This window comes from Streptomyces sp. NBC_01351 (genome assembly GCF_036237315.1).
In the GTDB taxonomy this organism is placed as follows: domain Bacteria; phylum Actinomycetota; class Actinomycetes; order Streptomycetales; family Streptomycetaceae; genus Streptomyces.
This window is the reverse complement of sequence record NZ_CP108356.1, coordinates 6,988,250-7,012,909: the sequence shown is the minus strand read 5'-3', so window position 1 is coordinate 7,012,909 and position 24,660 is coordinate 6,988,250. Positions and strand designations below refer to the sequence as shown.

The following is a 24,660-nucleotide window of genomic DNA, read 5'->3' as shown; positions in this document are numbered from 1 at the left end:
TGCGTCAGTTCTTCGGCATGGGAGGGATCTTGGCACTCACACGCACACCCGTCGTGAGCGGGTGGTTCACCGAGGATGCGGAGGGCGGCGGCTTCCGGCTGCTCGGCACCCGCTGCTCGGCCTGCACCGCGGTCTTCTTCCCGCGCGAGGACGCGTACTGCCGCAATCCCCGCTGCCCCGGCGGCGGGGAGCTCGCCGAGGTGCCGCTGTCCGCGCGCGGCAGGGTCTGGTCCTACACGGACGGGCGGTACCGGCCGCCCGCGCCGTACGTGTCCGATCCGGCCGCGCCCTGGGAGCCGTACACGCTCGTCGCGGTGGAGCTGGCGGCCGAGGGGATGGTCGTGCTGGGGCAGGCCGCGCCCGGGGTGGGCGTCGCCGATCTGGCGGTCGGAATGGAGGTCGAGGTGGTGGGCGGCGTGCTGAACGAGGACGCGGACACCGGTACCGCCTGGACCACCTGGCAGTTCAAGCCGGTGGGAGGGGCCGCGTGAGCGCCGATGTCGCCGTCCTCGGGGCCGGCATGCACCCGTGGGGCAAGTGGGGCCGCAGTTTCGTCGAGTACGGGCGGGCCGCGGCGCGGGCGGCGCTCGCCGACGCCGGGCTGGACTGGACGGACGTGGGCTCGATCGTCGGAGCCGACACCGTGCGCTCCGGGTATCCGGGCTATGTGGCCGGTGCGACCTTCGCCCGGGCGCTCGGCTGGCAGGGCGCGCGCGTGACCAGCGTGTACGCGGCCTGCGCCTCCGGGGCGCAGGCGATCGGGGCGGCCCGGTCGCAGATCCTGGCGGGGCTGGCCGACGTGGTCCTCGTGGTGGGGGCGGACGCGGCGCCCAAGGGGTTCTTCGCGCCGGCCGGGGGCGACCGGCCGGATGATCCGGACTGGCTGCGCTTCCGCGTCCTCGGCGCCACCAACCCCGCGTACTTCGCGCTGTACGCCCGCCGCCGGATGGCCGTGTACGGAGACACCGCGGAGGACTTCGCCCAGGTCAAGGTGAAGAACGCGGCGGCCGGGGTGCTCAATCCGAACGCCCGCTACCGCAAGAGCGTCACCGCCGAGGAGGTCGCGGCCTCGGCGATCGTCGCCGACCCGCTGCGGCTGCTCGACATCTGCGCCACCTCCGACGGGGGTGCGGCGCTGGTGCTGAGCAGCATGGACTTCGCCCGCGCGGGGGGGGTGAGCGACCCGGTACGGATCCGGGCCGTGTCCACGGTGACGCCGACCTATCCGCGGACGGTGCTGGACCTGCCGGACATCGCCACCGATTCGGTGGTGGCGGTGGAGCCGGCGGCCGGTTCCTTCCGGTCCTCGATCGCGCGCGCCGCGTACGAGGAGGCGGGGCTCGGGCCCGACGATCTCTCGCTGGCCGAGGTGTACGACCTCTCCACCGCGCTGGAGTTGGAGTGGTACGAGGACATCGGGCTCTGCGGGGAGGGCGAGGGGGCCAAGCTCGTCCGGGAGGGGGCGACCGCGCTCGGCGGGCGGATCCCCGTGAACACGAGCGGCGGTCTGGCCTCCTTCGGGGAAGCGGTTCCGGCACAGGCCATCGCGCAGGTGTGCGAGTTGACGTGGCAGTTGCGCGGGACGGCCGGGGAGCGGCAGGTACCGGGGGCGCGGGCCGGAATCACTGCCAACCAGGGGCTGTTCGGGCACGGGTCGGCCGTCATCGCGGTGCGGTGACGCGTGCCGCTGGGCTCGGGCGGGTGGGGCGTTGAGGCCCGGGGCGGCCGTGCGTCGACGCCCCGGCGGGGTCGGGGGGTGCCGGCCCGGCCGGGGCCGGGTGTGCGGTGGGGTGGGGTGCGGTCCTCCGGGCCCGTGGGTAGTGGTTCGGGCGGTAGGAGACGGCCGGTCCGGTGCGGCTGCGGACGATGCTGTCTGAATGCTTGACGGCTTCTTGTGGCGGGTTCACACTCGCTCCACAGTCCCGCGCGGCGACCGGGACCCGGAACCCCCCATGAGAGCTGCGGCCCGTACCCCAGTCGGCGGGGGTACGGGTCGCCTCCACGTCAGGCCCCGGCTTCCGCCGTGAGGCTCAGGCGACGGGCGCGGGCCAGGGCCATCGCGTGCTCCACGACCCCGACCAGCACGTCCTTGACGGTCTCGCGGTCCCGCGCGTCGCACAGCAGCACCGGTACCTCGGGGTCGAGGTCGAGTGCCTCCCGTACGGTGACCACCGGGTGGCGGTCCGCGCCGTCGAAGCAGTTGACCGCGACCACGAACGGGATCGAGCGCCGCTCGAAGTAGTCGATCGCGGCGAAGCAGTCGGCGAGCCGGCGGGTGTCCGCGAGGACGACCGCGCCGAGCGAGCCCTGGGCCAGTTCGTCCCAGAGGAACCAGAAGCGGTCCTGGCCGGGCGTGCCGAACAGGTACAGCACGAGGTCCTCGCGGAGCGTGATGCGCCCGAAGTCCATCGCCACGGTCGTGGTGTTCTTGCCCTCCACTCCCCCGGTGTCGTCGACGCCGACGCCCGGCTCGGAGAGCCGTTCCTCGGTTCGCAGGGGTCTGATCTCACTTACCGCACTGACCAGGGTGGTCTTGCCCACCCCGAAGCCGCCCGCGACCAGGATCTTCAGGGTCAGCGGCTCGACCGGTGACACGGCATGCATGGCACCGGTGCGGCTAGAGCGCCCGAAGGCCATCGATCACCTCACGCAGAATGGATTCATCGGGCAGTTCGGCCGGTGGCACCGGCCGGTTCACATGGACCAGTTCGTCGGCGACCAGGTCGCCGATCAGGACGCGCACGACCCCGACCGCGAGGTCGACGTCGGCCGCCAGTTCGGCGACCGACTGCGGCCGGTCGCGGCACAGTCCGAGGATGTGCGCGTGTTCCGGGGACAGGGTCATGTCCCAGACCGGATCGTCGGCCGCCGGTTCGGCGACGACGAGCGCGATCAGGTCCAGTCGGTGCTGGCCCGCGTGGCTGGTCCGGCCACGGGTCATCGCGTACGGGCGCACGACCGGGCCGGCGTCGTCGTCGAACCAGTGGTCGTGTTCGGGGGCGAACGGAACGTCGGTCTCGTTGAAGTTGTTGCTGTCGTCGGAGTGGTGCCGGCCGTCCTGGCGTGGGTCGCTCATGCGGTCCGACTCACCCTCCGGCGGGCAGCCCGGTGCGCGGGGCGGTCGCCAGGTGGTCACCGACTCGCTTGACCATGAGCGTCATCTCGTACGCGACCTGACCGACGTCGGAGTCGGCATCGGCGAGTACGGCGAGGCAGCTCCCGTCGCCGGCGGCCATGACGAAGAGGAAGGCCTCGTCGAGCTCGACGACCGTCTGGCGGACCCTGCCCGAATCGAAGTGCCGGCCGACGCCCTTGGCCAGGCTGTGGAAGCCGGAGGCCACGGCAGCCAGGTGCTCGCTGTCCTCGCGCGTCAGGTCGTTGGAGCTGCCGGTGGGCAGGCCGTCGCCGGAGAGGACCACGGCCTTGCGGATGGAACCGACTCGGTCGACGAGCTCGTCGAGCAGCCAGTTGAGCGGGCCGGAGCCGCGGCCCCTGGTGTCGTTGCCGGTCTGCGGTGCGGTCATCGACCGTCCCCTTCGTTCTCGTTCGCGGGACCGGTGGCGGCGGGGGTGCCGGCGTCGGCCTCGGACTGCTGCTCTGCGTGCTTGGTGCGGCCCGCCGTCCAGCCTCGCTGGAGTGCGGACATACGCGTACGTACGTCCTCCGCGTCCCGGTGGTCATCCGGTTCGGCGGTGGTGTCGGCGGGCTTCGGTGCCGGGCTGTTCTTCAGTTGTGGTGCCAGGCTGGCCTGGCGGACGCGGCGGGGCAGACCTCCGGTGCCGGCGGTGTCCTCGCCGGCGGGCGCGGGGGTCTGTGCGGGGGCGGTGGCTCCCGGCACCGGGCGGGGGTCCACGCGGCGGCCGTGCTCGGCCACCAGGGTCGGCGTGGAGCGGCGGCGCGGCAGCGGCACGGCTCCCGGGGAGCGGCGGCCGTCGGGACGCAGGCCCCCGTCGGGTCGCTGGGTGTCCATCCGGACCGGACCGGTCGGGGTGAGCGGCTCGCGGTCGCGGCCGGCGCCCTGGCGGGCCCCGGTCCGCTCGGTGTGCCGGTCGCTGTGCGGCCGGTCGGCCGGGCGCAGCCCCAGCAGGGCGCTGCGCGGGGTGCCGTTGGGCGGGGTCTCGTCGTCGAGGGTGGCCATGGCCGGGCGGCCGCCGACACCGGTGAGGCCGGCGATGCCGGTCGCGACCTGCTCGTCCAGGACGGAGTCCAGCGCGTCGACCCCGTTGATGCCGAGGGGGGCCTCCAGCTCGACCGGACCGCGCAGTTCGGCGGTGGGAAGCGGGCGGCCGGAACTCCCCCGCTCGACGGCGGCGGGCGCGGGCCGCTCGGAGGCGGGCTTGCCCGACTCCTCCAGGCGCAGGCCGGTGGCGTTGGTCTCGGGAGCCTCGGTCAGCAGGGCCGAGGGGAGGAAGACCACCGCGGTGGTGCCTCCGTACGGGCTGGGCTGGAGAACGACCTTGACGCTGTGGCGCTGAGCGAGGCGGCTGACGACGAAGAGGCCGAGCCGGTCGGTGTCGGAGAGCTCGAACTCGGGGGTCTCCGCGAGGCGGAGGTTCGCGTCGAGCAGGGTCTCGGGGGTCATGCCGAGGCCGCGGTCGTGGATCTCCAGGGTGAAGCCGTTGGCCACGCGCTCACCGAGCACCTGGACCGCGGTGTGCGGCGGCGAGAACACGGTGGCGTTCTCCAGGAGTTCGGCGATGAGGTGGGTGACGTCGGCGACGGCCGGGCCCGCGATGCCCAGGCGGCTGAGCCGGCGCACCTCGATGCGCTCGTAGTCCTCGACCTCGGCGACGGCGGCCCGTACGACGTCCATCAGCTGGACGGGCTTGCGCCACTGGCGGGAGGGCGCGGCGCCGGAGAGGATCACCAGGCCTTCGGCGTGGCGGCGCATGCGGGTGGTCATGTGGTCGAGGCGGAAGAGGTCGGCGAGCTCCTCGGTGTCCTCGGTACGGCGTTCCATGGTGTCGAGGAGCGTCAGCTGGCGGTGCAGCAGCACCTGGTTGCGGCGGGCCAGGTTGACGAACACCTCGGAGACGCCGCGACGCAGCTCGGCCTGCTTGACGGCGGCTTCGACCGCGGCGCGCTGGAGGCTGTTGAGGGCCTGGCCGACCTGGCCGACCTCGTCCTTCTCGTACTCCAGGTGGGGCGCCTCGGTCTCCACGTCCACGTGCTCGCCGGCGGCGAGGCGGCGCATGACGCTCGGCAGCCGGACGCCGGAGGCCTCGTGGGCCTCCTTCCGCAGCCGGGACAGGTCGCGGATCAGGTCACGGCCGATGCGGACGGACAGGATGAGCGACACGATCAGGGCGATGAAGCCGAGGACGCCGGCGACGGCGGCCTGGATCATCACGTCCATGGCGACGGGTTCGATGCGCTGCTGGTAGCGGTTGCCGGCCTCGTTGTTCATGGCCGCGAGGTCGTCGAGGGCTCTGGACGCGAGCTCGTCCCACTGGGCGGGGGTCGTGCTGCGCGGGTTCTTGCCGACGCCGGCGGTGATGAAACGTTCCTCGGCGTCGCGCAGGGCCTTGCTCTCCGAGCCCGACCAGAACTGCTCGAAGCGCTCCCGGTCGCCGGCGGGAAGCGTCACGAGGTTGAACTCGTAGAGCAGCTTGCGGTTCGCGGCGAGGTCCGAGACCTGACGGACGTTCACCGCTTCGACGGTGCGGGAGACCAGCGCGGAGGCCATCACGGCGTCCTCGCGGGAGAACAGCTCGCGGGCACGGCTGATGCCGACGAGCGCGCGGCCCTCCTTGTCGACCTCCACGTTGTCGAGGCCGTGGAGGTTCATGAGGAAGTCGTAGCAGGGGTCGATGAGCCGGTTGTAGAGCTCCAGGGCCTGTGTCGGGTCGAGGGAGTTCTGGTCGACGGACCGGCGCATGGATCCGATGCCGTGGAACGCCGCGACGATGGTGTGCAGGTGCCGGGCGCTCTGCGGACTCAGCTCGTCCATGACCTTCGTGTCCCGGGCGCTGGCGCTGATCTGCTCGACCGCCTGGTCGGTGACGGCGCGACTCTTCGTCAGCTCGGCTATCGCCCCTGAGGCGCGAGGGTCGCCGAGCAGTACGAGGGTCTGGCGGCGTTCCTTCTGGATTACTCGGGCGACTTCCTCGACGGGGTACCCGACCTTGTCGATGACGTAGGCCACGTCAAGGAGTTGGACGGCTTCACGGCCGGTGATGACCGTGGAGAAGCCCCAGAGGGCAGTCAGGGAGACGAGCGGTACCAGCAGCAACGCCACGATCTTCCGGCGGATGGATTTCCCGCGAAAGCGCATGGCCTCCCCAGCCTCCCCAGCTCAACCCCGCTGTTCGGGGTCGGTGTTCCGTCATTTAAACGGCGCGAGCCTACTACTGAAGGAGCAGTGCTTCGAAGGCGTGTCCGGACGTTTTCGGCCGGACGCCTGGTCGAAGATCACGAGTTGTCCGATACTTCCGGTCAAGTGCGGCCCCATTTGTGGCAGATGACACCTGGTGGGGCCTCGGTTCCCGCAACAGGATGGATGGCTGGAATTATTCGTTCCGCGATCTTCGGGACGGGTGGATACGTCCGGGATTCGGGAATCTCCCGGCCGCCCCGGACGTCTGTCTGGGTAGGTGGGGTGGGTAGGCATGGCGAGACGGACGGCGCCGGCCGCGGGGTCGGGGAGAGAGCGGACCGTGAACGGATACGAGGGCGGGGGCGCGGGCGGCGGCGCCTCCGGCGGGGGCAGGGGCGGTGCCGGTGGCCGTGCCGCTGGTGCGGCGACGGGCGCGGGCGGTCCGGTGGTCGGTGGCGTGCGGGGCGGGCTGTGGGTGGAGGAGCCGGCCCGGCGGCGCCGGATGCCGGACCCCGTGCGGGTGTCCGCGGTGCGGGCGGTGCTGATCGTGGCCGTGACCCTGACCGTCGCCACGATCGCCTTCTACCTCACCCTGACCGGCTCCTGGCTGGCCTTCCCGATGGCCCTCGGCGCGGTCGCGGGGACGATCGTGGCCACGTGGGGCGTGCTGGACGTGTGGATCACCCGCCAGGCGTGGAACCAACGCCACGGGGTCTTCTCGGAGCCGAGCAGCACCGCGCGGGCCCGCCGCCGCGAAGCCCGCCGGGCCGCCAGGTCCGCGCGCGGGTCCGGCCGGGGGCGAATACCCCGGGAGGACGGCCCCCTGACGGCTCCGGGACACCGGTGACGGGCTCCGGCCGGTGACCGGCTCCGGACCGCCTGTGGGGCGTGCCTGAGGCTCCGACGCCCGTCTTTTGCGCTTGCTGCGGGCGTGCCCGTACTCCGGGCTGCCGGTGGCTACGCCCGAAGCCGGGCCACAGGGGGCGGGCGTGCGGGCGTACAGGCCGCCGGGCCCTGGCTGGGCTGACCGTGGCCGGGCAGGCCTGGGCGGGGCAGCCCTGGCCTGGGCTGGCCTGGGCTGGGCTGGCCTGGGCTGGGCTGGGCTGGCCTGGGCTGGGCTGGGCTGGCCTGGGCTGGGGGCAGCCCTGGGGGGACACACGTCCGGGTAACAGGACCCTGGTTGAGCGCGTGCGGGCCCCGCGGGCCGCCAGCGGCCCGAAGGCTGCTGCCCGCCGGGACCGGACGGATGGTCGGGCCCGGCGGGGTGAGGGGGTCAGGAGGTGGTGGTCCGGCGGAACATGCGGGTTGCCGTGATCTCGCCGTGGATGGGCTCCGAATCCGGGGACTGCTGGGGCAGGCCCGGGCGGAGGTGTTCCTCCACGCTGATGTACTTCAGGCCCGCCCGCAGGTCCGCGTCGTTGCGCAGCCGGATCACCAGCGGGAACTCCGCCAGGGCCGTGGTGTCGAACAGGCCCGTCGTGTAGAGGAGCTGGACGCCGAGGGCGTCCGAGACGGCCCGCTGGAGTTCCAGCAGGTACGTGGCGTTCGCGCGGCCGATCGGGTTGTCGAGGAACAGCGTGCCCGCGTGCCGGTGCTTGTCGCGGCCCCGGTCGTTGCTGCGGAGGGCCGCCATCGTGCAGTAGAGGGCGATCGCGGCGGTCAGCAGCTGGCCGCCGGAGAACACGTCGCCCATCTGGCCGACGGGGACCCGTTCGGCGCGCAGGACCGCGTCCGGCTTGAGGATCTCCACGGAGATGCCCTTGGGTTCGAGGGCTGCCTGGACACCCCTCAGGAGCAGGGACATGCCGTCGCGGCGGCCCTCGCCGAAGGAGGCGGTGCTGTTCTTCTTCACGGCCGAGCGGGTCGCCTCGTCGATGACCTCGCCGAGGCGCTCGGTGAGCGTGGCCTGGTCGGGCTCCTCGAAGCGGATCCGCAGGAACTCCTGGCCCGACCATTCGCCGAGGCCCTCGGGCAGCTGCGAGAGCCGCTGCGCGGAACGGAGCGTGGCCAGGGCCGATTCGACGAGGCCGCGCAGGCGGTCGACGATGCTGTCGCGGTTGCGCTCCAGCTGCGCCAGTTCGTCGGTGAGGACGCGCAGGCGCGGTGCGAAGGCCGCCGCCCAGGCCGCCGCGTGCTCGGGCAGCGCGGAGGCGGGCAGTTCGCGGATCTGCTGGCGCGCGGGGGTGCGTACCTGCTCGTAGCGGGTGGCGTTGGCGTGCCGGACCAGGATGTCGCTCGCCTCGCGCACCGCGGCCTCGGCCGCCGAGAGGTCGGCGGCGCAGCCGCGCAGGGAGCGGCGGGCCTCGGTGGCCGACTGCCGGGCCTCCTCCAGGGTGCCGGGGTGCGCGGCCGGCTCCTGCTCGTCCTCCTGGTGCGCGTGGTCGCGCAGGAGGTCCCGCAGGAGGGCTGCGGTCTCGTCGAAGCCCCCGGCGCCGTCCTCGGCGGTGCGGTGGGAGCGCAGCAGGTCCGCGTGGGCGGCGCGGGCGGATTCCACGGCGGCGCTGTGGGCGGCGTACTGGGCGGTGGCCGTCCGCAGGAGGGCCTGCGCCTGTTCGACGTCCTCGGGGACGAGTTCGTCGGGCAGTTCGGTGTGCGCCTCGCCGTCGGCAGGCGCGTGCCGTTCGGCCTCGCCGCGCAGCCGGCCGAGCTGCTCGCTGGCGGCGGAAGCGCGGGACTCCAGCATCTGTACGAGGGACTCGGCGCGGGCCGCCGCGGCCTGCCGGGAGGGGCCGTCGGCGCCGTCGGTGCCTTCGAGGAGCTGGGCGGCGCGGGTGCGGACCTTGTTGGTGAGCCGGTCGAGTTCGGCGAGGGCGGCGCTCTCGTCGCTCTCGGCGCGGGCCTGTTCGGCGCGCAGGTCGGCGCCGACGCCCACCTTCTCGTAGAGCTGCGAGGCGGCGCGGTAGGCCTCCCGGAGGTCCGGGAGGGGGGCCTTGCGGCTGCCGTCGTCCTCGGGGAGGGGGTCGGGGGCGCCGGCGATCTCGGCGCGCTCGGCCCGCAGGGCGCGGGCGGTGCGGCGGGCGTCGTCGGCGGCGCGCTGGGCGGCGCGGCGGTCCTCGTCGGCGGCGCGGGCCCGGTCCAGGCAGACCTCGGCGCGGGCCTCGGACTCGGCGGCCTCTTCGGCGAGTTCACGGAGCCTGGCCTGCCAGCCGGCACGCTCGCGCAGGCGGAAGGCGAGGCCGGCGAGGGCGTCCGCGGCGCGGCGGGCGCGCTGGGCGGTGTCCTGGCGTTCGTCGCGGACGCGGGCGGCGTCGGCGGCGGCCTCGTCTGCCTCGGCACGTACGGTACGGGCCTCCGCGAGCTCGGCGTCGGCCTCTTCGGCGAACGCCCGGGCGGCCTGGGCCTGCTGCGCGAGCTCGGCGAGCCGGCCGGCCGGGCAGCCGGTGCGCCAGGAGGCGAGGCGGGCGGCGAGCTCGCGGTCCCCGCCGAGGCGGGCGGCCAGGTCCCGGATCTCGGTGTCGCGGGCCGTGGCGCGGGTGCGCAGCGCCTGGCGCTCCTCGTCGGCGGCGTGTTCGTCGTGCATGGCCGGGTTCGGCGGTACGAGGAACACGGCGGTGTCGCTGTCCCCGGCCGGCGGCACGGGGGCCAGCAGGGCCGCGGCGGTGCCGACGGCGACGGTGGAGCGGGGCAGCAGGGCGGCGCCGGCGAGTACCTCTCGGGCGCGGCTGTGGGTGTCGGGGTCGGTGATGACGACGCCGTCGACGAGCTCGGGGCGGGCCGCGAGGACGGCGGCGTGGTCGGCCGGATCCACGGACTGGGCGAGGTAGCGCCAGCCGGGGAGCGCGGGGATGCCGTGCTCGCCGAGGTACTCGACGGTGGCGAGGACGTCGGGGCCGGGCGGCAGCAGGCCGCCGTCGCCGAGGGCGCCGAGGATGCGGGCGTCGTCGGCGGCGGCGGTGCGCAGCTCGAACAGGTGGCGTTCGGCGGAGGCGACTCCGTCGGTGAGGAGGCGGTGGAGGTCGGCGGCGTTCCGGTCGAGGTCGGCGGCGGTGAGTCGTCCGGCGGTGGCGGGGTCGTGCGGGGCCGCGCCGGTGCCCTGCGGGCTACCGGGGGTGCTGCCGGCCTGGGCTGCGCCTGCGGCGGTGCCGGAGTCGCGGCCTCCGCGGAGGCCGGGCAGGCCGGGGGCGGCGCCCGCCCGTGCGGTGACGCCGTCCGGGCCGCCCGGGGCGGCGCCTTCGGCCGAGCCGGTGCCCTGCGGGCCGGCTGGGGCGCCGGGCGCGTGGAAGTTCGTGCCGGACCCGGTCCGGGCGCCCGGGGCCGCGTCGCGGGTGTGCGGGAGGTGCGCGTCCGGGGCCGACGAGAGGCCCAGGAGGGCTGCCAGGCGGGGGGATTCGGCGAGGGAGGCGGCGGCACGGTGTTCGGCGTCGTGGGCGGCCTCGGCCGCGTCGGCGGCGTCCGCCGCGCGGGCGGCGGTGAGTTCGGCGCGGGATTCGGCCGAGGCGGCCTCCCGGGCGGCTTCGGCGGCGGCCCTGGCCGCCTCGCGGGACTCGTCCCAGGCGGCCACCGCGGTCTTCTCGGCGTCGGCGGCGGCGAGGGCCGCGCGCGCGGGGTCGGCGTCGGGGGCGGAGTCGTCGAGCCAGCCGGCGCGGACGGCCTCGGCGGTCTCCTGCTCGACCTCGCCGAGCCGCGAGCGGAGGTGCTCGGCCTCGCTGCGGGCCCGCTGCGCGGCCGTGGCGGCCGCGGTGGCGTCGCGGTGGGCGTCCTCGCCGGTGGCCTGGAGGACGGCGGAGCGCTCCTCCTCCTCGTTGGCGGCCCGTTCGCCCTGCTCGGCGGCGGTGTGCAGGGCGCGTACGAGCTCGGTGGCGGCGGTACGGCGGGCGGCGAGCGCCGGGGCGGCGTCCCGCTCGGCCTCCAGGATCGCGGCGGCGACCCGGGCGGAGCGGTCCGCGGCGGCGCGGTGGCGCAGCACGTTCTCGGCGGCCTGCCACGCGGCGTGCAGCGTACGGGCTTCGAGGAGTTCGCGGCGCTGGGCGGCGGCGGCCTTGTCGGCGACGGTCAGGGCCAGCGAGGCGTGCCGGTAGGCGAGTTCGGCGGAGACGGCGGCGCTGCGGGTGCGGGCGGACTCGGCGGAGGTGACCTCGTGGGCGGCGCCGGTGACCCGCTGGGCGAGTTCGGCGGCGCGGCCCCGTTCCTCGGCGGCGCGGGCGGACAGCCGGCGGGCGAGGGTGCGCGTACGGCGTTCGGCGCCGGCGTGGACGTCACGCAGCCGGGAGCGGGTCTCGGCGGCCTCGACGATGCGGGTGAGCAGGTCCACCGAGCCCGCGGTGAACTCCCGTTCGGCCATCAGCTCGGAGCGGCGGCCCAGCTTGTTGCCGAAGCCGTGGACGAGGTCGGCGAGGCCGTCGGTGTCACGGGTGTCGGTGACGGCCCGCAGCAGGAGGTCGGTGAAGTCGGAGTCCTTCTTGACCGCGAAGAGGCCGGCGGCCTCGCCCTCGTCGGCGTTCATCTCGCGCTGATAGCGGAAGAGTTCGGGGTCGAGGCCGAGTTCGGTGAGGTGCTCGTTCCAGCGGTCGTGGATCTCCTCCCAGGAGACCTCCAGGTGCGGGTAGGCCTTGCCGGCCTCGGTGAGGGCGTCGCGGAAGCCCTTCATGGTGCGGCGGCGGCCCTGGGCGCCGGAGGTGCCTTCGGCGGACGGGCGCACGGCGGTGGCCTCGGCGACGGGGAGGTTGTCGAGGCTCAGGCCCGGGCCGGGGCGGAAGGAGTACCAGGCCTCGGCGAACTTGCGGGGGTCGTTGGAGACTTGGCGGCCGCGCCATTCGCTGACCTTGCCGACGACCACGCACTCGCCGGTCTGGGTGTGCTGCCACTCCAGGGCGACGTGTCCGCAGTCGTCGGCGAGCAGGAACTTGCGCAGGACGCCGGAGCTGGCGCCGCCGAGGGTGTTGCGGTGGCCGGGGAGCATCACCGAGAAGATCAGCTTGAGCAGGACCGATTTGCCGCCGCCGTTCTCCAGGAAGAGCACTCCGGCGGGCGCGGGGCGGCGCGGCGGGCCGGTGGGCTCGTCCTCGAAGAACTCCGCCTGCGTCGGCGCCGGGTGAGGCACCGGCTCGCCGACTCCGCGCAGGTCGAGCACGGTGTCGGCGTAGCGCGCACCGGCGGGCCCGATGGAGTAGAGGCGGATCCGGGACAGCTCGTACATGGCGGCAGACTCTCGTGGTGTCTTGGTACGGAGGTACGGAGGTACTGGGGGTACGTGGGCAGGTGGCTCAGGCGTGGAACGGCAGGCCGGCGTCGGCAGCCAGGTCCAGGTCGTCGCCCTCGGGCGGCGGCAGGAGGGTGGCGGAGCCGTCGCTGACGGGGACCACGCCGAGGTCCAGGAGCTCGGCCATGGCCGCGCTGCCCGCCATGTCGCGGACCTGGAGCTGGTAGCGGGGGGTGGTGCGGTAGGTGCCGCCGGACTCGTCGCCGGTGCGCTGGAGGAAGCCGGAGTCGGTGAGGAAGACGGCGGCCTTGCCCACGATGCCGGTGGTGGAGCCGGCGAGGCGGCGGGCGTCCTTGGTGGCGCCGGTCGCGCTGCGGCGGGCGTAGACCCGCCAGGCGGCCTCCAGGCCGGGGGCGTCGGAGGCCGGGTCGGTGTTCTCGCCGAGCTCTTCGGCGCGCTCCTCCAGGCGGCGGCAGGTCTGGCGGACGAAGGCGTCGACGCCGTTGACGGTGATGCGGCCGATGTAGCCGTCGTCGGCGAGGTCCTCGGGGCGGGGGAAGGCGAGGGCGGCGACGGCGAGGTGGGCGAGGCCGTGCAGGAACCGGTCGGCGGAGTCGGCGGTGGTGCGGCGGGCGTAATCGCCCATGCGGACGGCGAAGACGGAGTCCTCGCCCGCGGCGACCGCCATGCCGGCGCGGGGCGACACCTCCAGGACGACGAGGCCGAGCCCGGTGGCGACGGCGTCGGCGAGACGGCCGAAGGGGGTGTCCTCGCGGTAGCGGCGCAGCAGCTCGGCGTACTCGGCGTCGCGGGCGGGCAGCAGCTTGGGCTGGAGCCCGAACGCGACGAGCCGGGCCGCGTCGGCGGCGTCCGCCGGGGTGACCGGGGCGGCGTGCGGGTGCGCGGGCGCCTGCGCGGGCGTGGCGGGGGCCGACGGCGCGTCGGGCTCGCTCCACGCGGGGGGCCGCTCGCTCCACGCGGGGTACTCGGCGTGGTCGTCGCTCACGGGTGTGTCTCCTCGGCGGTGCGGGTGGTGAGGGCGGTGCGGGTGGTGGTGCGGTTGGTGGTGTGCGCGGTGCGGGTGGTGGTGTGCGTGGCTCGGGTGGCACGCTGTTCTGCGGGCCGCCGCCCTTCGGGCTCCGCCGCGGCGGTCGGCACACCGTCAGCCAACGGCGCCACCGTCAGGGCAGCCGCAGACAGCGGGGGCGGCGCCGGGGCCCGGCCTGCGGTGGGCGGCCGGTTTGGGGCCGTGGCGCGGGCGGGGGTGGTCATGCTGCCTCCGTGCGGGCGGCGGCCATGCCGGCGGCGTCCAGGAGGGCCGTGCCGACGATGAGGTCCGCGCCGCCGAACTCGGGGTCTTCGAGCTGGGCGCCGTCGTCCACGGCGAAGACCAGCCGCTCCTCGCCCTGCCGGTACGCCGTACCGACGGCCGGGCTCGCCGCGTGCACGGCCAGCAGGGCCACCAGGTACGGCAGGTCCGGGTCGCTGAGCCGGGCCTCGGCGAGGAGGCCGGACAGCCGGCGCGGGGCATCGTGCGGGAGGTCCAGGAGCCGGGTCGCGGCGGCGAGCTGCTCCTCGCTGAAGCGGCTGTCGTCCGGGGTGGCGATGAGGTCGGGCTCGGGCATCTCGACGCCGAGGTGCTCCCGCTCGACCGGCGGCGTGAGGAGGATGTCGACCAGGTCCGCGACCCGCACCGAGACGGGGGTGCGCAGGCCCGCGCCGGAGGCGAAGAAGGCGTCGGTGACCCGGCGGGCCCTGGCCACCGGCAGCGGCAGGATCGGGGCGACGAGCTGCCCGTACAGGTCGATGCCGGAGCGCGGCGCGGGCGCGGCGAAGGCCTGGCGGTCCTGCTCGGCGCGGAAGAGCGGGCCGGCGTCCAGCAGCCGGGACTGGAGCTGCGTGTGCCGGCGAATGCAGTCCTTGACGATGTCGACGAGCTCGGCGGCGCGCCGCTTGTTGTCGGGGTCTTCCGCCTCGTCGCGCGCCTTGCGGATGTTGGTGAGGATCGCGTTCTCGTGTCGGTAGCGGTCCGCGACGTGGTCGAGGGCCTCCTCGATCATGTCGGGCACCGCCTCGAGCCAGTCCACCGCCCGGACGTTCCGCCGCGTCGCGTCCAACGTACGGCGCAGGGTCTCCGCGTACTGCACGGTCCGGTACCGGGCCTGCTCGGCGGCGAGTTGGGCGTCGGCCAGCCGGCCCCGGCTGATCAGCACCTCCAGCTTCACCTCGGCCGCGATCTGCGCGCTGGTGACGTCCGTGTCGAGGGCGCCGACCAGGACGTTGACGGCCTCGTCGGTGGTCCGGAGGTAGACCGCGCCGCCGTGGCCGGGGACCTCTTCGATCAGCTTGAAGTCGTAGTCCCGGCGGACGTAGACCCCGTCCGGGCCGAAGGTTCCGTAGATCGCGCGGAAGCCGCGGTCCACGCTGCCGACGTTGATCAGGTTCTCCAGCACCCAGCGGGCCACCCGCTCGTGCTCGGCCGCCGGACGGGCCGGGGCCTGGGCGGCGACGCGCGGCAGCAGCCGGGCCACTATCTGCTCGTGGTCGGCGCCCGTGTCGAAGTCCATGTTCAGCGTGACCAGGTCGATCGCGGACAGCGCGACTTCCGCCATCGCGTAGACCCCGTACTCGCCGGCCAGATTGGCCTTGCGTACGTCGAGGTCGTGCAGCGGGGCGGTGCAGGCGAGGGCGCGCAGCCGCCGGGCCAGGCCCTCGTCGGCGGCCGGGCCCGGCGCCGGGGACGGAAAGGTCTTCGCCGGGGCAGGGAGAGTCACGGACAAAGACTAGGCGCTGACCCTGACAACATCCCAAACGCGTCGGTTCGGCCGGATCGTTCGCATGGGTTCCGATGATTCCGAAGGTTCGGATCGTTCCCGGCCGGCCGGGGACGCCGCCTGTTCTACCCTCAGGCGCATGGCTTCCATGATCGCATCCGCGCCCGTGATCGACCTCAACGCCGATCTCGGCGAAGGTTTCGGACGCTGGACCCTCACCGACGACGAGGCCCTGCTGTCCGTCGTCACGAGCGCCAACGTCGCCTGCGGCTTCCACGCCGGGGACCCGTCCATCATGCGCCGGGTCTGCGAGCTGGCCGCCGCCCGGGGCGTACGGATCGGCGCCCAGGTGTCCTACCGCGACCTGGCGGGCTTCGGGCGGCGGTCCATGGACGTGCCGGCCGGCGAGCTCGCCGACGAGGTGGCCTACCAGATCGGGGCGTTGGAGGTGTTCGCGCGGGCGGCCGGATCTCGGGTGTCGTACGTGAAACCGCACGGTGCGCTCTACAACCGCGCCGTGTACGACGCCGACCAGGCGGCCGCCGTGGTCGCCGGCGTCCGGCTCGCGGCCGGGGCCGGGGCCACCGGGGGCCTGCCGGTGCTGGGGCTGCCCGGGTCGCTGCTGCTCGCGGCCGCCGAGGAGGCGGGGCTGGCCCCCGTGCCGGAGGCCTTCGCCGACCGGGCCTACACGCCTGCCGGAACGCTGGTGCCGCGCGGCGAGCCCGGGGCCGTGCTGCACGACCCGGATGCGGTGGTGGTGCGGGCCGTCCGGATGGCGGCCGAGCGGACGGCACTGGCGGCCGACGGCTCCCTGGTCCCCGTGGCCGCGCGCTCGCTGTGCCTGCACGGGGACACCCCGGGGGCCGCGGGCCTGGCCCTGCGGGTCCGGGAGGCCCTGGGCGCGGCCGGGGTGCGGGTGGAGGCCTTCGCGTGAGGAGCCCGAGGAGCCTGGTGGTGGGCGGTGAGGCGCTGCTGATCGAACTGGACTCGGCGGCGGAGGTCGCCGCGCTCCACGCCGAGCTGCTGCGCCGCCGCGACGCGGGCGAGCTGGGCCCCGTACGGGACCTCGTGCCCGCGGCTCGGACCGTACTGCTGGACGGCGTACGGGATCCGGCCGCGCTCGGTGCCCGGATCGCGCGCTGGGAAGTGCCGCCGCTCGCGCCCTCGCAGGGGCCGCTGGTCTCGGTGGAGGTGCGGTACGACGGGCCGGACCTGGCGGACGTGGCCCGGCTGTGGGGGGTGGCTCCCGGGGAGGTGCCCCGCATCGTCGGGGCGACCGAGTTCCGGGTGGCCTTCTGCGGGTTCGCGCCGGGCTTCGGCTACCTGACCGGTCTGCCCGAACGGTTCCACCTGCCCCGGCGGGACACGCCCCGGCCGTCCGTCCCCGCGGGCTCGCTGGCACTGGCCGGGGAGTACGCGGGGGTGTACCCGCGCTCCTCCCCCGGCGGCTGGCAGCTGATCGGCTCCACGAAGGCGGTCCTCTGGGATCCGGAGCGCGAACCGGCGGCCCTGTTCGCGCCGGGGGTACGGGTGCGGTTCACGGAGGTGTCCGGATGAGCGGGCTGCTGGTGGTCCGGCCGGGCGCGCTGACCACGGTGCAGGACCGGGGCCGCCCGGGGTACGCGCACCTGGGGGTCCCCCGTTCCGGCGCCCTGGACACGGCGGCGTACGCCCTGGCCAACCGGCTGCTGGGCAACCCGCCGGACGCGGCGGCGCTGGAGACCACCCTGGACGGCGTCTCCCTGCGGGCCGTTTCCGCGACGACGGTGGCGGTCACGGGTGCGCCGTGTCCCGTACGGGTCTCCGGGCGCCCGGTGGCCTGGGGTGCGCCGGTCCGGCTGTCGCCGGGGGCGGAGCTGGAGGTGGGCCGGGCGGAATCGGGGCTGCGCAGCTACGTCGCGGTGCGGGGCGGGCTGGCCGTCCCGCCGGTCCTGGGCAGCCGCTCGACGGACCTGCTGTCGGGCCTGGGCCCGCCCGTCCTGTCGGCGGGGACCCTGCTGCCGGTGGGCACCGCGGTCTCCGGTCCGACGGCCGGCGCGGACGCCTGCGGGCTGCCGGGGGCCCCTTCGGAGCTGCTGCTCCCGCTCCGGCTCGGGCCGCGGGCGGACTGGTTCACCGGTGCGTCGCTCTCCGGGCTGTGGCGCGCGGTGTTCCGGGTGTCGGCTATGTCCAACCGCATCGGGCTGCGCACGGAGGCCGGTTCCCCGCTGGTCCGCGCCCGGGCCGGGGAGCTGCCGAGCGAGGGGATGGTGCTGGGCGCGGTGCAGGTCCCGCCGGACGGCCTGCCGGTGGTGTTCCTGGCCGACCACCCGGTGACGGGCGGCTACCCGGTGGTGGGCGTCGTCCCGCCGGGCCGCGCCCTGGACGCGGCGGCACAGGCGCGGCCGGGGGTCCCGGTGAGGTTCTGCAGGGCCTGAGGCGGCGTGGGTGCGGCGGTGGCACTGGTGGGCCCGGCCCAGCGGACCGGCCGGGGGCGGGCCCGCTGTCACGGGCGTGTCCCCCGTCCGTGACCGGCCTGCCCGTCGCACGCGTCGTACTCGGCGTACGCGGCGAACGTTTCGTACGTGTCGCGCTACACCGCGGACTCCGGAGCTATCCGGCTCCGTACCGCGGACTGCACGTCCTCTTCCTCCGCCGGGTCCGCCGCCAGGCGGCGCAGCCGGGGCGCCACGCGGGCGTCGGCCGTCTCGGCGTTGCGGGCGGCCACCTCGCGGGTGGTCTCCTCGCAGTCCCACAGGCATTCGACGGCGAAGCCCGCCGCGAACGTGGGGTCGGTGCTGGCCAGGGCCTGGGCGGCGCGACCGCGCAGGTGGGAGGAGGCGGTCTCCCGGTAGATGTGGCGCAGTACGGGCGCCGCGCAGCCGATCGCGAGCCGGCCGGCGCCGTCCACCAGGGCGAAGAGCCGCTGGGTGTCGGGGCCCGAGCCGCGGACCGTGGAGCGGAGCGCGCCGAGCACCAGCTTGGCGTCCTCGGCTCCGCCTCGGGCCGCCAGGATGGCCGCGGCGGCCGCTCCGAGGGCGTCGGGGCGGTGGACCCAGCGCCGGGCCCGTTCGACGGCCTCGGGGCCGCACATGCGCTCGTAGGCGGCCACGGCGGGCTCGTCCGCGGCGGCTTCGATGAGGTCCAGTACGGCCGGGTTGTCCGGTTCGGCGAGGACCAGGTGGTGCAGGGCGGTGGCGCGGGCGGCCTCGCCGTTGGCGCCGGCGGCGGCCGCGAGGACGGCGGGGCGGTCCTCGGGCTGGGCCACGGCGGCCAGGCAGCGGGCGGCGGGCACGTGCAGCGGTGTGCCGCGGCGCAGGCCGTCGGCGGCCCAGTCGAAGACCGCCTGGACCCCCCAGCCCGGGCGGGGCCCGTTCGGGGTCAGCTGGCGCTGCCAGCGGTCGAAGGAGCCCTGCTGACGGGCGGCGCGCAAGCGGTCCCCGTACAGCGGTGACTCTTCCCACAGGCACCACGGCCGGGGCTCGTAGGCGTCGCGGACGGCGGCGGCCAGCCGCGCCCCACCCTCCGCGGTGGCGGGGAAGCGGGCGAGGACGGACGCGCCCAGCGAGCGCAGTCCCTCGTCGTCGTCGCGCAGGGCGAGCTCGTCGAGGGCCCAGGCCCAGTTCGCCCCGGAGGCGGCGTAGCGGCGCAGCAGCATGAGCGCGTCGTCGCGGCCGTACGAGGCCAGGTGGCCCAGGACGGACAGCGCGAGGCCGGTCCGGTTGTCCTCCTCGTCGACGAGGTCGTCGGCGCTGAAGAGGTGGCTCTCGATCTCGCCGAGGGGGCCGTCGAGGTCCAGGTAGAGCCTGGCGTAGTACAGGGAGCGGTTCTCGACCTGCCAGTCCTGGCGCGGATCGCGGAGGACGCAGTGGTTGAGTGCCGCGAGGGCCTCGACCCTGGGCGCCGCGAGTGCGTGCAGCGTGCCGTCGCCGCGGCCGCGCTGGAGGAGCCCGAGCAGGGTGCCGCTCGGCGCTATGACTGGTTCGAACATGGGAATGGCCTCAAATCAAGCTGGGGACGCAACCGGGAATCGGAATTCACAGGGCCGCGTAACAGCATGTGAGGGCGTTCGCCGTCGTGTTCCGCTCGATGTAGACCATTGCCTTCTCACTCTCGTCGGTGCTTCGTGACCATGGCGGCCGGACCCGGCCGGGACACCCTTCGCGTCCTGCCCGTCCTGCCCGTCCCCCGTGCTCGCGAATCGAATCCGACGCCATGATGACCCAGCCGGTTTGTGCGCCGCGACCACATTTACGGCTGCCGTGACCAACCTGTGAGGTCTACACCGGCCACGACCCGGCAAAAAGCGGACTACTTGGCTCCGAAGAGTTCCAGCAGGTCGGCCTTTGCGAACATGCGCGCCGTGTCCACGGCGGAGGGGGTTCCGGCGTTCGGATCGGCCCCGCCGGCGAGCAGGGCGCGGATGACGGACTCCTCACCCTTGAAGACGGCTCCGGCGAGCGGGGTCTGACCGCGGTCGTTGGCCCGGTCGGCCTCGGCGCCGCGGGTCAGCAGGGCCGTGACGGTCTCCGCGTGGCCGTGGTAGGCGGCCAGCATCACGAGGGTGTCGCCGCGGTCGTTGGTGAGGTTCGCCGGGACGCCCGCGTCGAGGTACGCGGCGAGCTGCGCGGTCTCGCCCTGACGGGCGAGGTCGAAGATCTTGGTGGCCAGTTCGACGACCTCCTCGTCGGGTGCGTCGGGGGAGGTGCCCTCGGTGTGCTCGCTCATCGCGCGTACCGCCTTTCACTCGCTGCTGGCATGAAGCTTCCCCGGGCCGTGCGGGCAGGGGGGTGCACGGCACTGCGTCCGTACGGGTGAATCGTCAGAGTAGCGCCCGGACCTGCACATGTACGGCCCCGGCCGCGGCAATGATCACCTTCGACCCCCTTCGCGCCGGACGCGCCAGCCGGGGTGAGCCGGTCAAGTGAAAAACCGCCCGATTCACCCGTATGCACCTTTTGTCGCATTGATACTTCCTGTGAGCCTGGAAGAACTGATGGTGACTGTCCCCACCAACCAGGAGAACTTCTCATGGTCCTGTCCATCTCTGGCGTCGTACTGCTGGGCATCATCTGCTTCCTGTTCTTCAAGAAGGACGGAATGAAGCTGACCCACGCGTTCGTCTGCTCGCTCTTCGGCTTCTTCCTCGCCGGCTCCGCCATCGCCCCGAGCATCACGGCGAGCACGGCGAGCCTCGCGAGCCTGCTCGGCGGGATCAAGCTCTAGCCCGGCCACCGCACCGCATCACCAGCGACACCCGAATCACACGTCACACCACAACTCCAGGAGACGCCCGTGGCCCGGCGCCCACTTCCCCGCATCCTCAGCAGCGGCACCGCGTCGCTGGCCCGGGGCCGCGACTTCGCTCGCACGGCCGCCGACAGTGCCACGGACGTCCTCCATCCGCTCCTCACCATCGGACGCGGCCTGCGCATCCTGGCCTCGGCCGGGCGGCGCAAATGGTCCGAGACCCCCAAGGACAAGCGTGGTCCCGCGCTGTTCCTGGGGGCCGCCTGCGTCCTCGTGGTCGCGCTCGTCCCCTACGGCCCGCTCCTCGCCCTGATCACCCTCATGGCGGCGGCGGCCTGGCAGGGACGCGACCGCAACCCGGTGAAGACCGGGCCCAGCGATGCCGAGACCGAACGGCTCGGCTCCCTCTACGAAGCCCTCGTGCCGTACTTCTCCATCCCGGAGGACCCGAGTCCGCTCTTCGCCCACGGCGGGGAGTGGGACAAGGCCTTCAGCGGCTACGAGTTCGACGAGGCGGGCCGCGTCACCCGGCTCCACATCCGCTACCCGGCCTACTTCACCGATGGCGAGGCCACATCGAGGGCCCGGATCGAGGCACTGCTGCACGCCAAGTCCGGGCGCGGACGGGAGTATCTCTTCGACTGGGACGAGGAGGGCAACCAGCTCGACCTGAGGGTGCTGGCGGCGCTGCCGACGGGCATCGCCGCCCAGCCGTTCGTGACCTCCCCCGGGGAGACCGTGCTCGGCTTCACCGACGCCGGCAGCGTGCAGCGCACCCTGCCCGTCCTGGAGGGGGACGAGCCGCGGGACGTGCCGCCGGTGATCTGGCGGACCGGCCCCCGCTCCACCGAGCCCCACCTGCTGGCCGTCGGCCGGCCCGGCAGCGGCGCCACCAGCCTGCTGCGCTCCGTCGCCCTGCAGGCCCTGCGGCACGGCGGCGACGTACTGATCATCGACGGCGGCGGCAGCGGCGAGTACTCCTGCCTGTCCGGCCGCACGGGCGTCCTCGCCGTGGAGTCCGGGCCCACCGGGGCCCTGGCCACCCTCGAATGGGCCGCCCAGGAGACCGAGCGGCGGCTGGTGGCCACCCACCGGGCCCGGGAGGCCGGGCGCCCCGCCCCCGACGACACCCGGCGGCCCCTGTGGATCCTGCTGGACCAGCCGAGCGTGCCGGGCCACCTGGCGGCCGCCGAGGGCCTCCCCGACCCGCTGGCCCAGCTCCAGGTGCCGCTGCGGCACGGCCGGGCCGCGCACGTCACGGTGGTGGTGGCCGAGCAGTTCGACCACCTGGAACTGCTGAACGACGCCGTCTGGCAGCACACCAGGGCCCGCATCGTGCTCGGGCCCGCCTCCGTCCAGCAGATCGCCGACGTACTGGGCCTGCCGCCGCACACCACGCCCACCGCACAGGTACCGCCGGGGCGCGGGTACGCCCGGCTCGGCACGGGGCCGGTCCACCGGCTCCAGGTACCCGCCACCCCGGACCCGTACGACGACGCCACGCACCCGGCGTACCGGCAGGCCGTCCTGGAGCTCCTGCCTGAGCGCCAGGAGGCCGCGGGCGCGGGCCAGGACCGCATCACGCCGACGAAGCCGCTCCAGGGACAACCGCCGGCGCAGGGGGCGCCGCTTCCGGAAGTACCGGCCGAGGCTCCCTAGGCCCGGTTCCGCGGGGTTACGCCACGAACGTGCGCGGGGGTTCCGCGCCGCTGCCGCCCGCGCCCGTGCCGACCAGGCGGGCCGCTGCGGCCAGGCGGGTGGCGGCCTCGTCCGCCACCGGGCCGCCCACGGTGAAGGGGAGCCGGACGTAGCCCTCGAAGGCCCCGTCCACACCGAAGCGGGGGCCCGAGGGGACCCGTACGCCGACCCGCTCCCCCACCTCGGCCAGCCGGGACCCGGAGAGCCCGCCCGCGCGGGCCCACAGGGTCAGCCCGCCCTGCGGGACCACGAACTCCCAGTCCGGCAGCTGCCGGCGGACCGCCGCGACCAGCGCGTCACGGTTCTCGCGGGCCTGGTCGCGGCGGATCCCGACGGCCTCCTGCCAGCCGCCTGTCCGCATCAGCCAGTTCACCGCGAGCTGTTCCAGCACCGGCGTGCCCAGGTCGGCGTACGCGCGCGCCGCGACGAGGCTGCGGATGACATCGGGGGCCGCGCGGACCCAGCCGATCCGCATGCCCGCCCAGAAGGCCTTGCTGGCCGAGCCCACGGTGATCACTGTGGAGCCGGCCGGGTCGAAGGAGCAGACCGGGCGGGGCATCTCCAGATCGGGGTCCAGCTTGAGTTCGAGCATGGTCTCGTCGGCGACCAGGACGGTGCCGGCCGCCCGGGCCGCCTCCACCATGGCCCGGCGCTGCTCCTCGGAGGCCAGGGCCCCGGTCGGGTTGTGGAAGTCGGCGACGACGTACGCGAGGCGGGGGGCCGAGTCGCGCAGCACCTGGCGCCAGACGTCCATGTCCCAGCCGGCGAGCCCCTCGGCCATGGCCACGGGCACCAGCCGGACCCCGGCGGCGCGCATCAGCTGGAGGATGTTGGCGTAGGACGGGGACTCGACGGCGATCCGCTCCCCGCGTCCGGCGAAGAGGCTGCAGATCGCGTCGATGGCGCCCATCGCGCCGGTGGTGACCATGATCTGCTCGGGCATGGTGGGGATGCCCTGCTCGGTGTAGCGGTCGGCGAGCATCCGGCGCAGCGCGGGCAGGCCCGCCGGGTAGTCCCCGTGGGTGTGCGCGTACGGCGGCAGCTCCTCCAGGGCCCCCTGGACGGCCTTGGTGAGCCAGGGCTCGGGGGCCGGAAGGGCGGCGCAGCCCAGGTCGATCATGGAGCCGAGGGACTCCGGCGGCAGCGGTTCCAGGCCGCGGGCGGGCAGCGGGTTCCCGGCGGGGACGGAGGTCCAGCTGCCGGCGCCCCGGCGGGACTCCAGGAAGCCCTCCCCGCGCAGGGCCTCGTACGCGGCGGCGACGGTGGTGCGGCTGAGGGAGAGGGAGCCGGCCAGCTCCCGCTCGGCGGGCAGCCGGGCGGCGACCGGGACGCGGCCTTCCAGGACGAGCAGCCGGATCCCGTCGGCGAGGGTGCGGTACGCGGGCAGTTTGCGGGCGCCCGGTACGGCGGTCCGCTCCTGCTGCGAGGTGATGAGGCGGGCGAGCTGTGCGGCACCGACCGCTGAGGTCCATTCGGCCATGCGTCCGGTCCACCTTCGTCGGATTGGCCCCCGCCGGGTCCACCGGGGCCGGGATTGGATTGGGAATGCGGGTCAAGACTGTCACGTTGCAGTCCACCGGCACCAGGGGCCCGTGGACTGGAGTGCGATCGTCAGTCGTTTGACGGCTGCCGGTCACCGGAGGGCATCCCGCGCGGGGGATACTGCGCGCGTGACGCACGTACGCCTTCGCCATCCGTATCTGGACCACCCGGCCCCGATCCCCTTCGCGCACCGGGGAGGTGCCGCGGACGGACTGGAGAACACCGCCGCCGCCTTCCACCGGGCCGCCGACGCGGGCTACCGGTACTTCGAGACCGATGTGCACGCCTCGGCCGACGGGAAACTCGTCGCCTTCCACGACTCCACGCTGGACCGGGTCACCGACGCGCAGGGCCGGATCGCCGAGCTGCCCTGGAAGCGGATCGGCGAGGCCCGGGTGGGGGGCACCGAGCCGCTGGCCCTCTTCGAGGAGCTGCTGGAAGAGTTCCCCGAGGCGCGCTGGAACATCGACATCAAGGCGGAGTCCGCCCTGCATCCGCTGGTCAACCTGATCGCGCGGACGGGCGCCTGGGACCGGGTCTGCGTGGGCTCCTTCTCGGAGAGCCGGGTGGCCCGGGCGCAGAAGATCGCCGGCCCCCGGCTGGCGACCTCCTACGGGGTGCGCGGGGTGCTCGGCCTGCGGCTGCGCTCGTTCGCGATCCCGGCCGCACTGCGCGTCGGGGCGGTGGCGGCGCAGGTTCCCGAGACCCAGGGGGGCATCCGCGTGGTCGACCGGAGGTTCGTACGGACCGCGCACGCACGGGGACTCCAGGTGCACGTGTGGACCGTGAACGAACCGGAACGCATGGAGTCTCTCCTCGACCTGGGAGTCGATGGCATCATGACCGACCGGATCGACATCTTGCGCACGGTGCTGGAGCGGCGCGGGGCCTGGGCCTGACACGGTCGCGGGTGCCCCGCCCCGGCTCCGACGGGCCGTGCGGTACGGGGACCAGCGAGGGGG

At 74.6% G+C, this 24,660-nt stretch carries 20 protein-coding genes; 9 read left to right on the top strand and 11 right to left on the bottom strand.

Features of this window, described 5'->3' with window-relative positions; all coding sequences use genetic code 11:
- The first annotated feature begins 29 nt into the window (after positions 1-29).
- Complete coding sequence (locus tag OG625_RS32400) at positions 30-491, top strand: Zn-ribbon domain-containing OB-fold protein (protein WP_329388071.1); 462 nt, start codon at positions 30-32, stop codon at positions 489-491.
- Complete coding sequence (locus OG625_RS32395; RefSeq protein WP_329388069.1) at positions 488-1,678, top strand: lipid-transfer protein; 1,191 nt, start codon at positions 488-490, stop codon at positions 1,676-1,678. The genes OG625_RS32400 and OG625_RS32395 overlap by 4 nt, the downstream gene beginning before the upstream one ends.
- 326 nt (positions 1,679-2,004) lie before the next feature.
- Here OG625_RS32395 and OG625_RS32390 read toward each other — a convergent pair whose 3' ends face one another.
- The 4 genes from OG625_RS32390 to OG625_RS32375 are packed head-to-tail and all read right to left on the bottom strand — an operon-like array spanning position 2,005 to position 6,274.
- Positions 2,005-2,637, bottom strand: a complete 633-nt coding sequence (locus OG625_RS32390; protein ID WP_329388067.1) for a GTP-binding protein — start codon at positions 2,635-2,637, stop codon at positions 2,005-2,007.
- Positions 2,618-3,076 (bottom strand): DUF742 domain-containing protein, encoded by a 459-nt coding sequence (locus OG625_RS32385; RefSeq protein WP_329388065.1) that lies wholly within the window; start codon positions 3,074-3,076, stop codon positions 2,618-2,620. Before OG625_RS32385 ends, OG625_RS32390 begins: the two co-directional genes overlap by 20 nt.
- A gap of 10 nt (positions 3,077-3,086) precedes the next feature.
- A complete protein-coding gene (locus OG625_RS32380; RefSeq protein ID WP_329388063.1) occupies positions 3,087-3,524 on the bottom strand; it encodes a roadblock/LC7 domain-containing protein in 438 nt (145 codons plus the stop codon).
- A complete protein-coding gene (locus tag OG625_RS32375; protein WP_329388061.1) occupies positions 3,521-6,274 on the bottom strand; it encodes a sensor histidine kinase in 2,754 nt (917 codons plus the stop codon). Before OG625_RS32375 ends, OG625_RS32380 begins: the two co-directional genes overlap by 4 nt.
- Positions 6,275-6,656: 382 nt before the next feature.
- Here OG625_RS32375 and OG625_RS32370 point away from each other — a divergent pair, with 382 nt between their 5' ends.
- On the top strand, positions 6,657-7,163 hold the full coding sequence (locus OG625_RS32370) for a hypothetical protein (RefSeq protein WP_329388059.1): 507 nt from the start codon (positions 6,657-6,659) through the stop codon (positions 7,161-7,163).
- Between the two features lie 426 nt (positions 7,164-7,589).
- On the opposite strand, the gene OG625_RS32365 is transcribed toward OG625_RS32370, so the two are convergent.
- The 4 genes from OG625_RS32365 to OG625_RS32350 all read right to left on the bottom strand — a co-directional run bounded on the left by OG625_RS32365 (position 7,590) and on the right by OG625_RS32350 (position 15,229).
- Positions 7,590-12,452, bottom strand: coding sequence for a hypothetical protein (locus OG625_RS32365; protein WP_329388057.1), 4,863 nt, complete (start codon positions 12,450-12,452; stop codon positions 7,590-7,592).
- Between the two features lie 67 nt (positions 12,453-12,519).
- Positions 12,520-13,461, bottom strand: a complete 942-nt coding sequence (locus tag OG625_RS32360; protein ID WP_329388055.1) for a hypothetical protein — start codon at positions 13,459-13,461, stop codon at positions 12,520-12,522.
- The gene (locus OG625_RS32355; RefSeq protein WP_329388054.1) at positions 13,458-13,727 is read right to left on the bottom strand and encodes a hypothetical protein; all 270 of its coding nucleotides are present in this window, start codon (positions 13,725-13,727) and stop codon (positions 13,458-13,460) included. The genes OG625_RS32360 and OG625_RS32355 overlap by 4 nt, the downstream gene beginning before the upstream one ends.
- A complete protein-coding gene (locus OG625_RS32350; protein WP_329388052.1) occupies positions 13,724-15,229 on the bottom strand; it encodes a hypothetical protein in 1,506 nt (501 codons plus the stop codon). Before OG625_RS32350 ends, OG625_RS32355 begins: the two co-directional genes overlap by 4 nt.
- A 139-nt stretch (positions 15,230-15,368) precedes the next feature.
- Here OG625_RS32350 and OG625_RS32345 point away from each other — a divergent pair, with 139 nt between their 5' ends.
- Genes OG625_RS32345 through OG625_RS32335 form a run of 3 tightly spaced genes read left to right on the top strand, consistent with a single transcriptional unit; the run spans position 15,369 to position 17,646 of the window.
- The gene (locus OG625_RS32345; protein ID WP_443067818.1) at positions 15,369-16,163 is read left to right on the top strand and encodes a LamB/YcsF family protein; all 795 of its coding nucleotides are present in this window, start codon (positions 15,369-15,371) and stop codon (positions 16,161-16,163) included.
- Positions 16,160-16,786 carry a 5-oxoprolinase subunit B family protein gene (locus tag OG625_RS32340; protein ID WP_329388051.1) on the top strand — a complete coding sequence of 209 codons (627 nt, stop codon included), beginning with the start codon at positions 16,160-16,162 and terminating at the stop codon, positions 16,784-16,786. The genes OG625_RS32345 and OG625_RS32340 overlap by 4 nt, the downstream gene beginning before the upstream one ends.
- Positions 16,783-17,646, top strand: coding sequence for a biotin-dependent carboxyltransferase family protein (locus OG625_RS32335; protein WP_329388049.1), 864 nt, complete (start codon positions 16,783-16,785; stop codon positions 17,644-17,646). The genes OG625_RS32340 and OG625_RS32335 overlap by 4 nt, the downstream gene beginning before the upstream one ends.
- A gap of 155 nt (positions 17,647-17,801) precedes the next feature.
- Here the strand turns inward: OG625_RS32335 and OG625_RS32330 are convergent, their stop codons facing one another.
- A complete protein-coding gene (locus tag OG625_RS32330) occupies positions 17,802-19,199 on the bottom strand; it encodes a HEAT repeat domain-containing protein (RefSeq protein ID WP_329388047.1) in 1,398 nt (465 codons plus the stop codon).
- Positions 19,200-19,519: 320 nt separating this feature from the next.
- Positions 19,520-19,936, bottom strand: a complete 417-nt coding sequence (locus tag OG625_RS32325; RefSeq protein WP_329388045.1) for an ankyrin repeat domain-containing protein — start codon at positions 19,934-19,936, stop codon at positions 19,520-19,522.
- A 303-nt stretch (positions 19,937-20,239) separates the two neighbouring features.
- Between OG625_RS32325 and OG625_RS32320 the strand changes: the two genes are divergently transcribed.
- Together OG625_RS32320 and OG625_RS32315 are read left to right on the top strand one after the other, a co-directional pair.
- Entirely contained in the window at positions 20,240-20,434 is a 195-nt protein-coding gene (locus tag OG625_RS32320) for a hypothetical protein (RefSeq protein WP_030031218.1), read from the top strand.
- A 69-nt stretch (positions 20,435-20,503) separates the two neighbouring features.
- Positions 20,504-22,117 (top strand): hypothetical protein, encoded by a 1,614-nt coding sequence (locus OG625_RS32315; RefSeq protein WP_329388043.1) that lies wholly within the window; start codon positions 20,504-20,506, stop codon positions 22,115-22,117.
- Between the two features lie 16 nt (positions 22,118-22,133).
- Here the strand turns inward: OG625_RS32315 and OG625_RS32310 are convergent, their stop codons facing one another.
- Entirely contained in the window at positions 22,134-23,636 is a 1,503-nt protein-coding gene (locus OG625_RS32310) for an SCO1417 family MocR-like transcription factor (protein ID WP_329388041.1), read from the bottom strand.
- Positions 23,637-23,826: 190 nt separating this feature from the next.
- On the opposite strand from OG625_RS32310, the gene OG625_RS32305 reads away from it, so the two are divergent.
- Positions 23,827-24,597 (top strand): glycerophosphodiester phosphodiesterase family protein, encoded by a 771-nt coding sequence (locus OG625_RS32305; protein WP_329388039.1) that lies wholly within the window; start codon positions 23,827-23,829, stop codon positions 24,595-24,597.
- The last annotated feature ends 63 nt before the right edge of the window (positions 24,598-24,660 follow it).

Coding starts and splice junctions, on each gene's coding strand:
- OG625_RS32365 (WP_329388057.1), bottom strand. CDS start 12,452: ATGTACGAGCTGTCCCGGATCCGCCTCTACTCCATCGGGCCCGCCGGT.
- OG625_RS32380 (WP_329388063.1), bottom strand. CDS start 3,524: ATGACCGCACCGCAGACCGGCAACGACACCAGGGGCCGCGGCTCCGGC.
- OG625_RS32310 (WP_329388041.1), bottom strand. CDS start 23,636: ATGGCCGAATGGACCTCAGCGGTCGGTGCCGCACAGCTCGCCCGCCTC.
- OG625_RS32355 (WP_329388054.1), bottom strand. CDS start 13,727: ATGACCACCCCCGCCCGCGCCACGGCCCCAAACCGGCCGCCCACCGCA.
- OG625_RS32335 (WP_329388049.1), top strand. CDS start 16,783: ATGAGCGGGCTGCTGGTGGTCCGGCCGGGCGCGCTGACCACGGTGCAG.
- OG625_RS32345 (WP_443067818.1), top strand. CDS start 15,369: ATGGCTTCCATGATCGCATCCGCGCCCGTGATCGACCTCAACGCCGAT.
- OG625_RS32325 (WP_329388045.1), bottom strand. CDS start 19,936: ATGAGCGAGCACACCGAGGGCACCTCCCCCGACGCACCCGACGAGGAG.
- OG625_RS32390 (WP_329388067.1), bottom strand. CDS start 2,637: ATGGCCTTCGGGCGCTCTAGCCGCACCGGTGCCATGCATGCCGTGTCA.
- OG625_RS32320 (WP_030031218.1), top strand. CDS start 20,240: ATGGTCCTGTCCATCTCTGGCGTCGTACTGCTGGGCATCATCTGCTTC.
- OG625_RS32375 (WP_329388061.1), bottom strand. CDS start 6,274: ATGCGCTTTCGCGGGAAATCCATCCGCCGGAAGATCGTGGCGTTGCTG.
- OG625_RS32385 (WP_329388065.1), bottom strand. CDS start 3,076: ATGAGCGACCCACGCCAGGACGGCCGGCACCACTCCGACGACAGCAAC.
- OG625_RS32330 (WP_329388047.1), bottom strand. CDS start 19,199: ATGTTCGAACCAGTCATAGCGCCGAGCGGCACCCTGCTCGGGCTCCTC.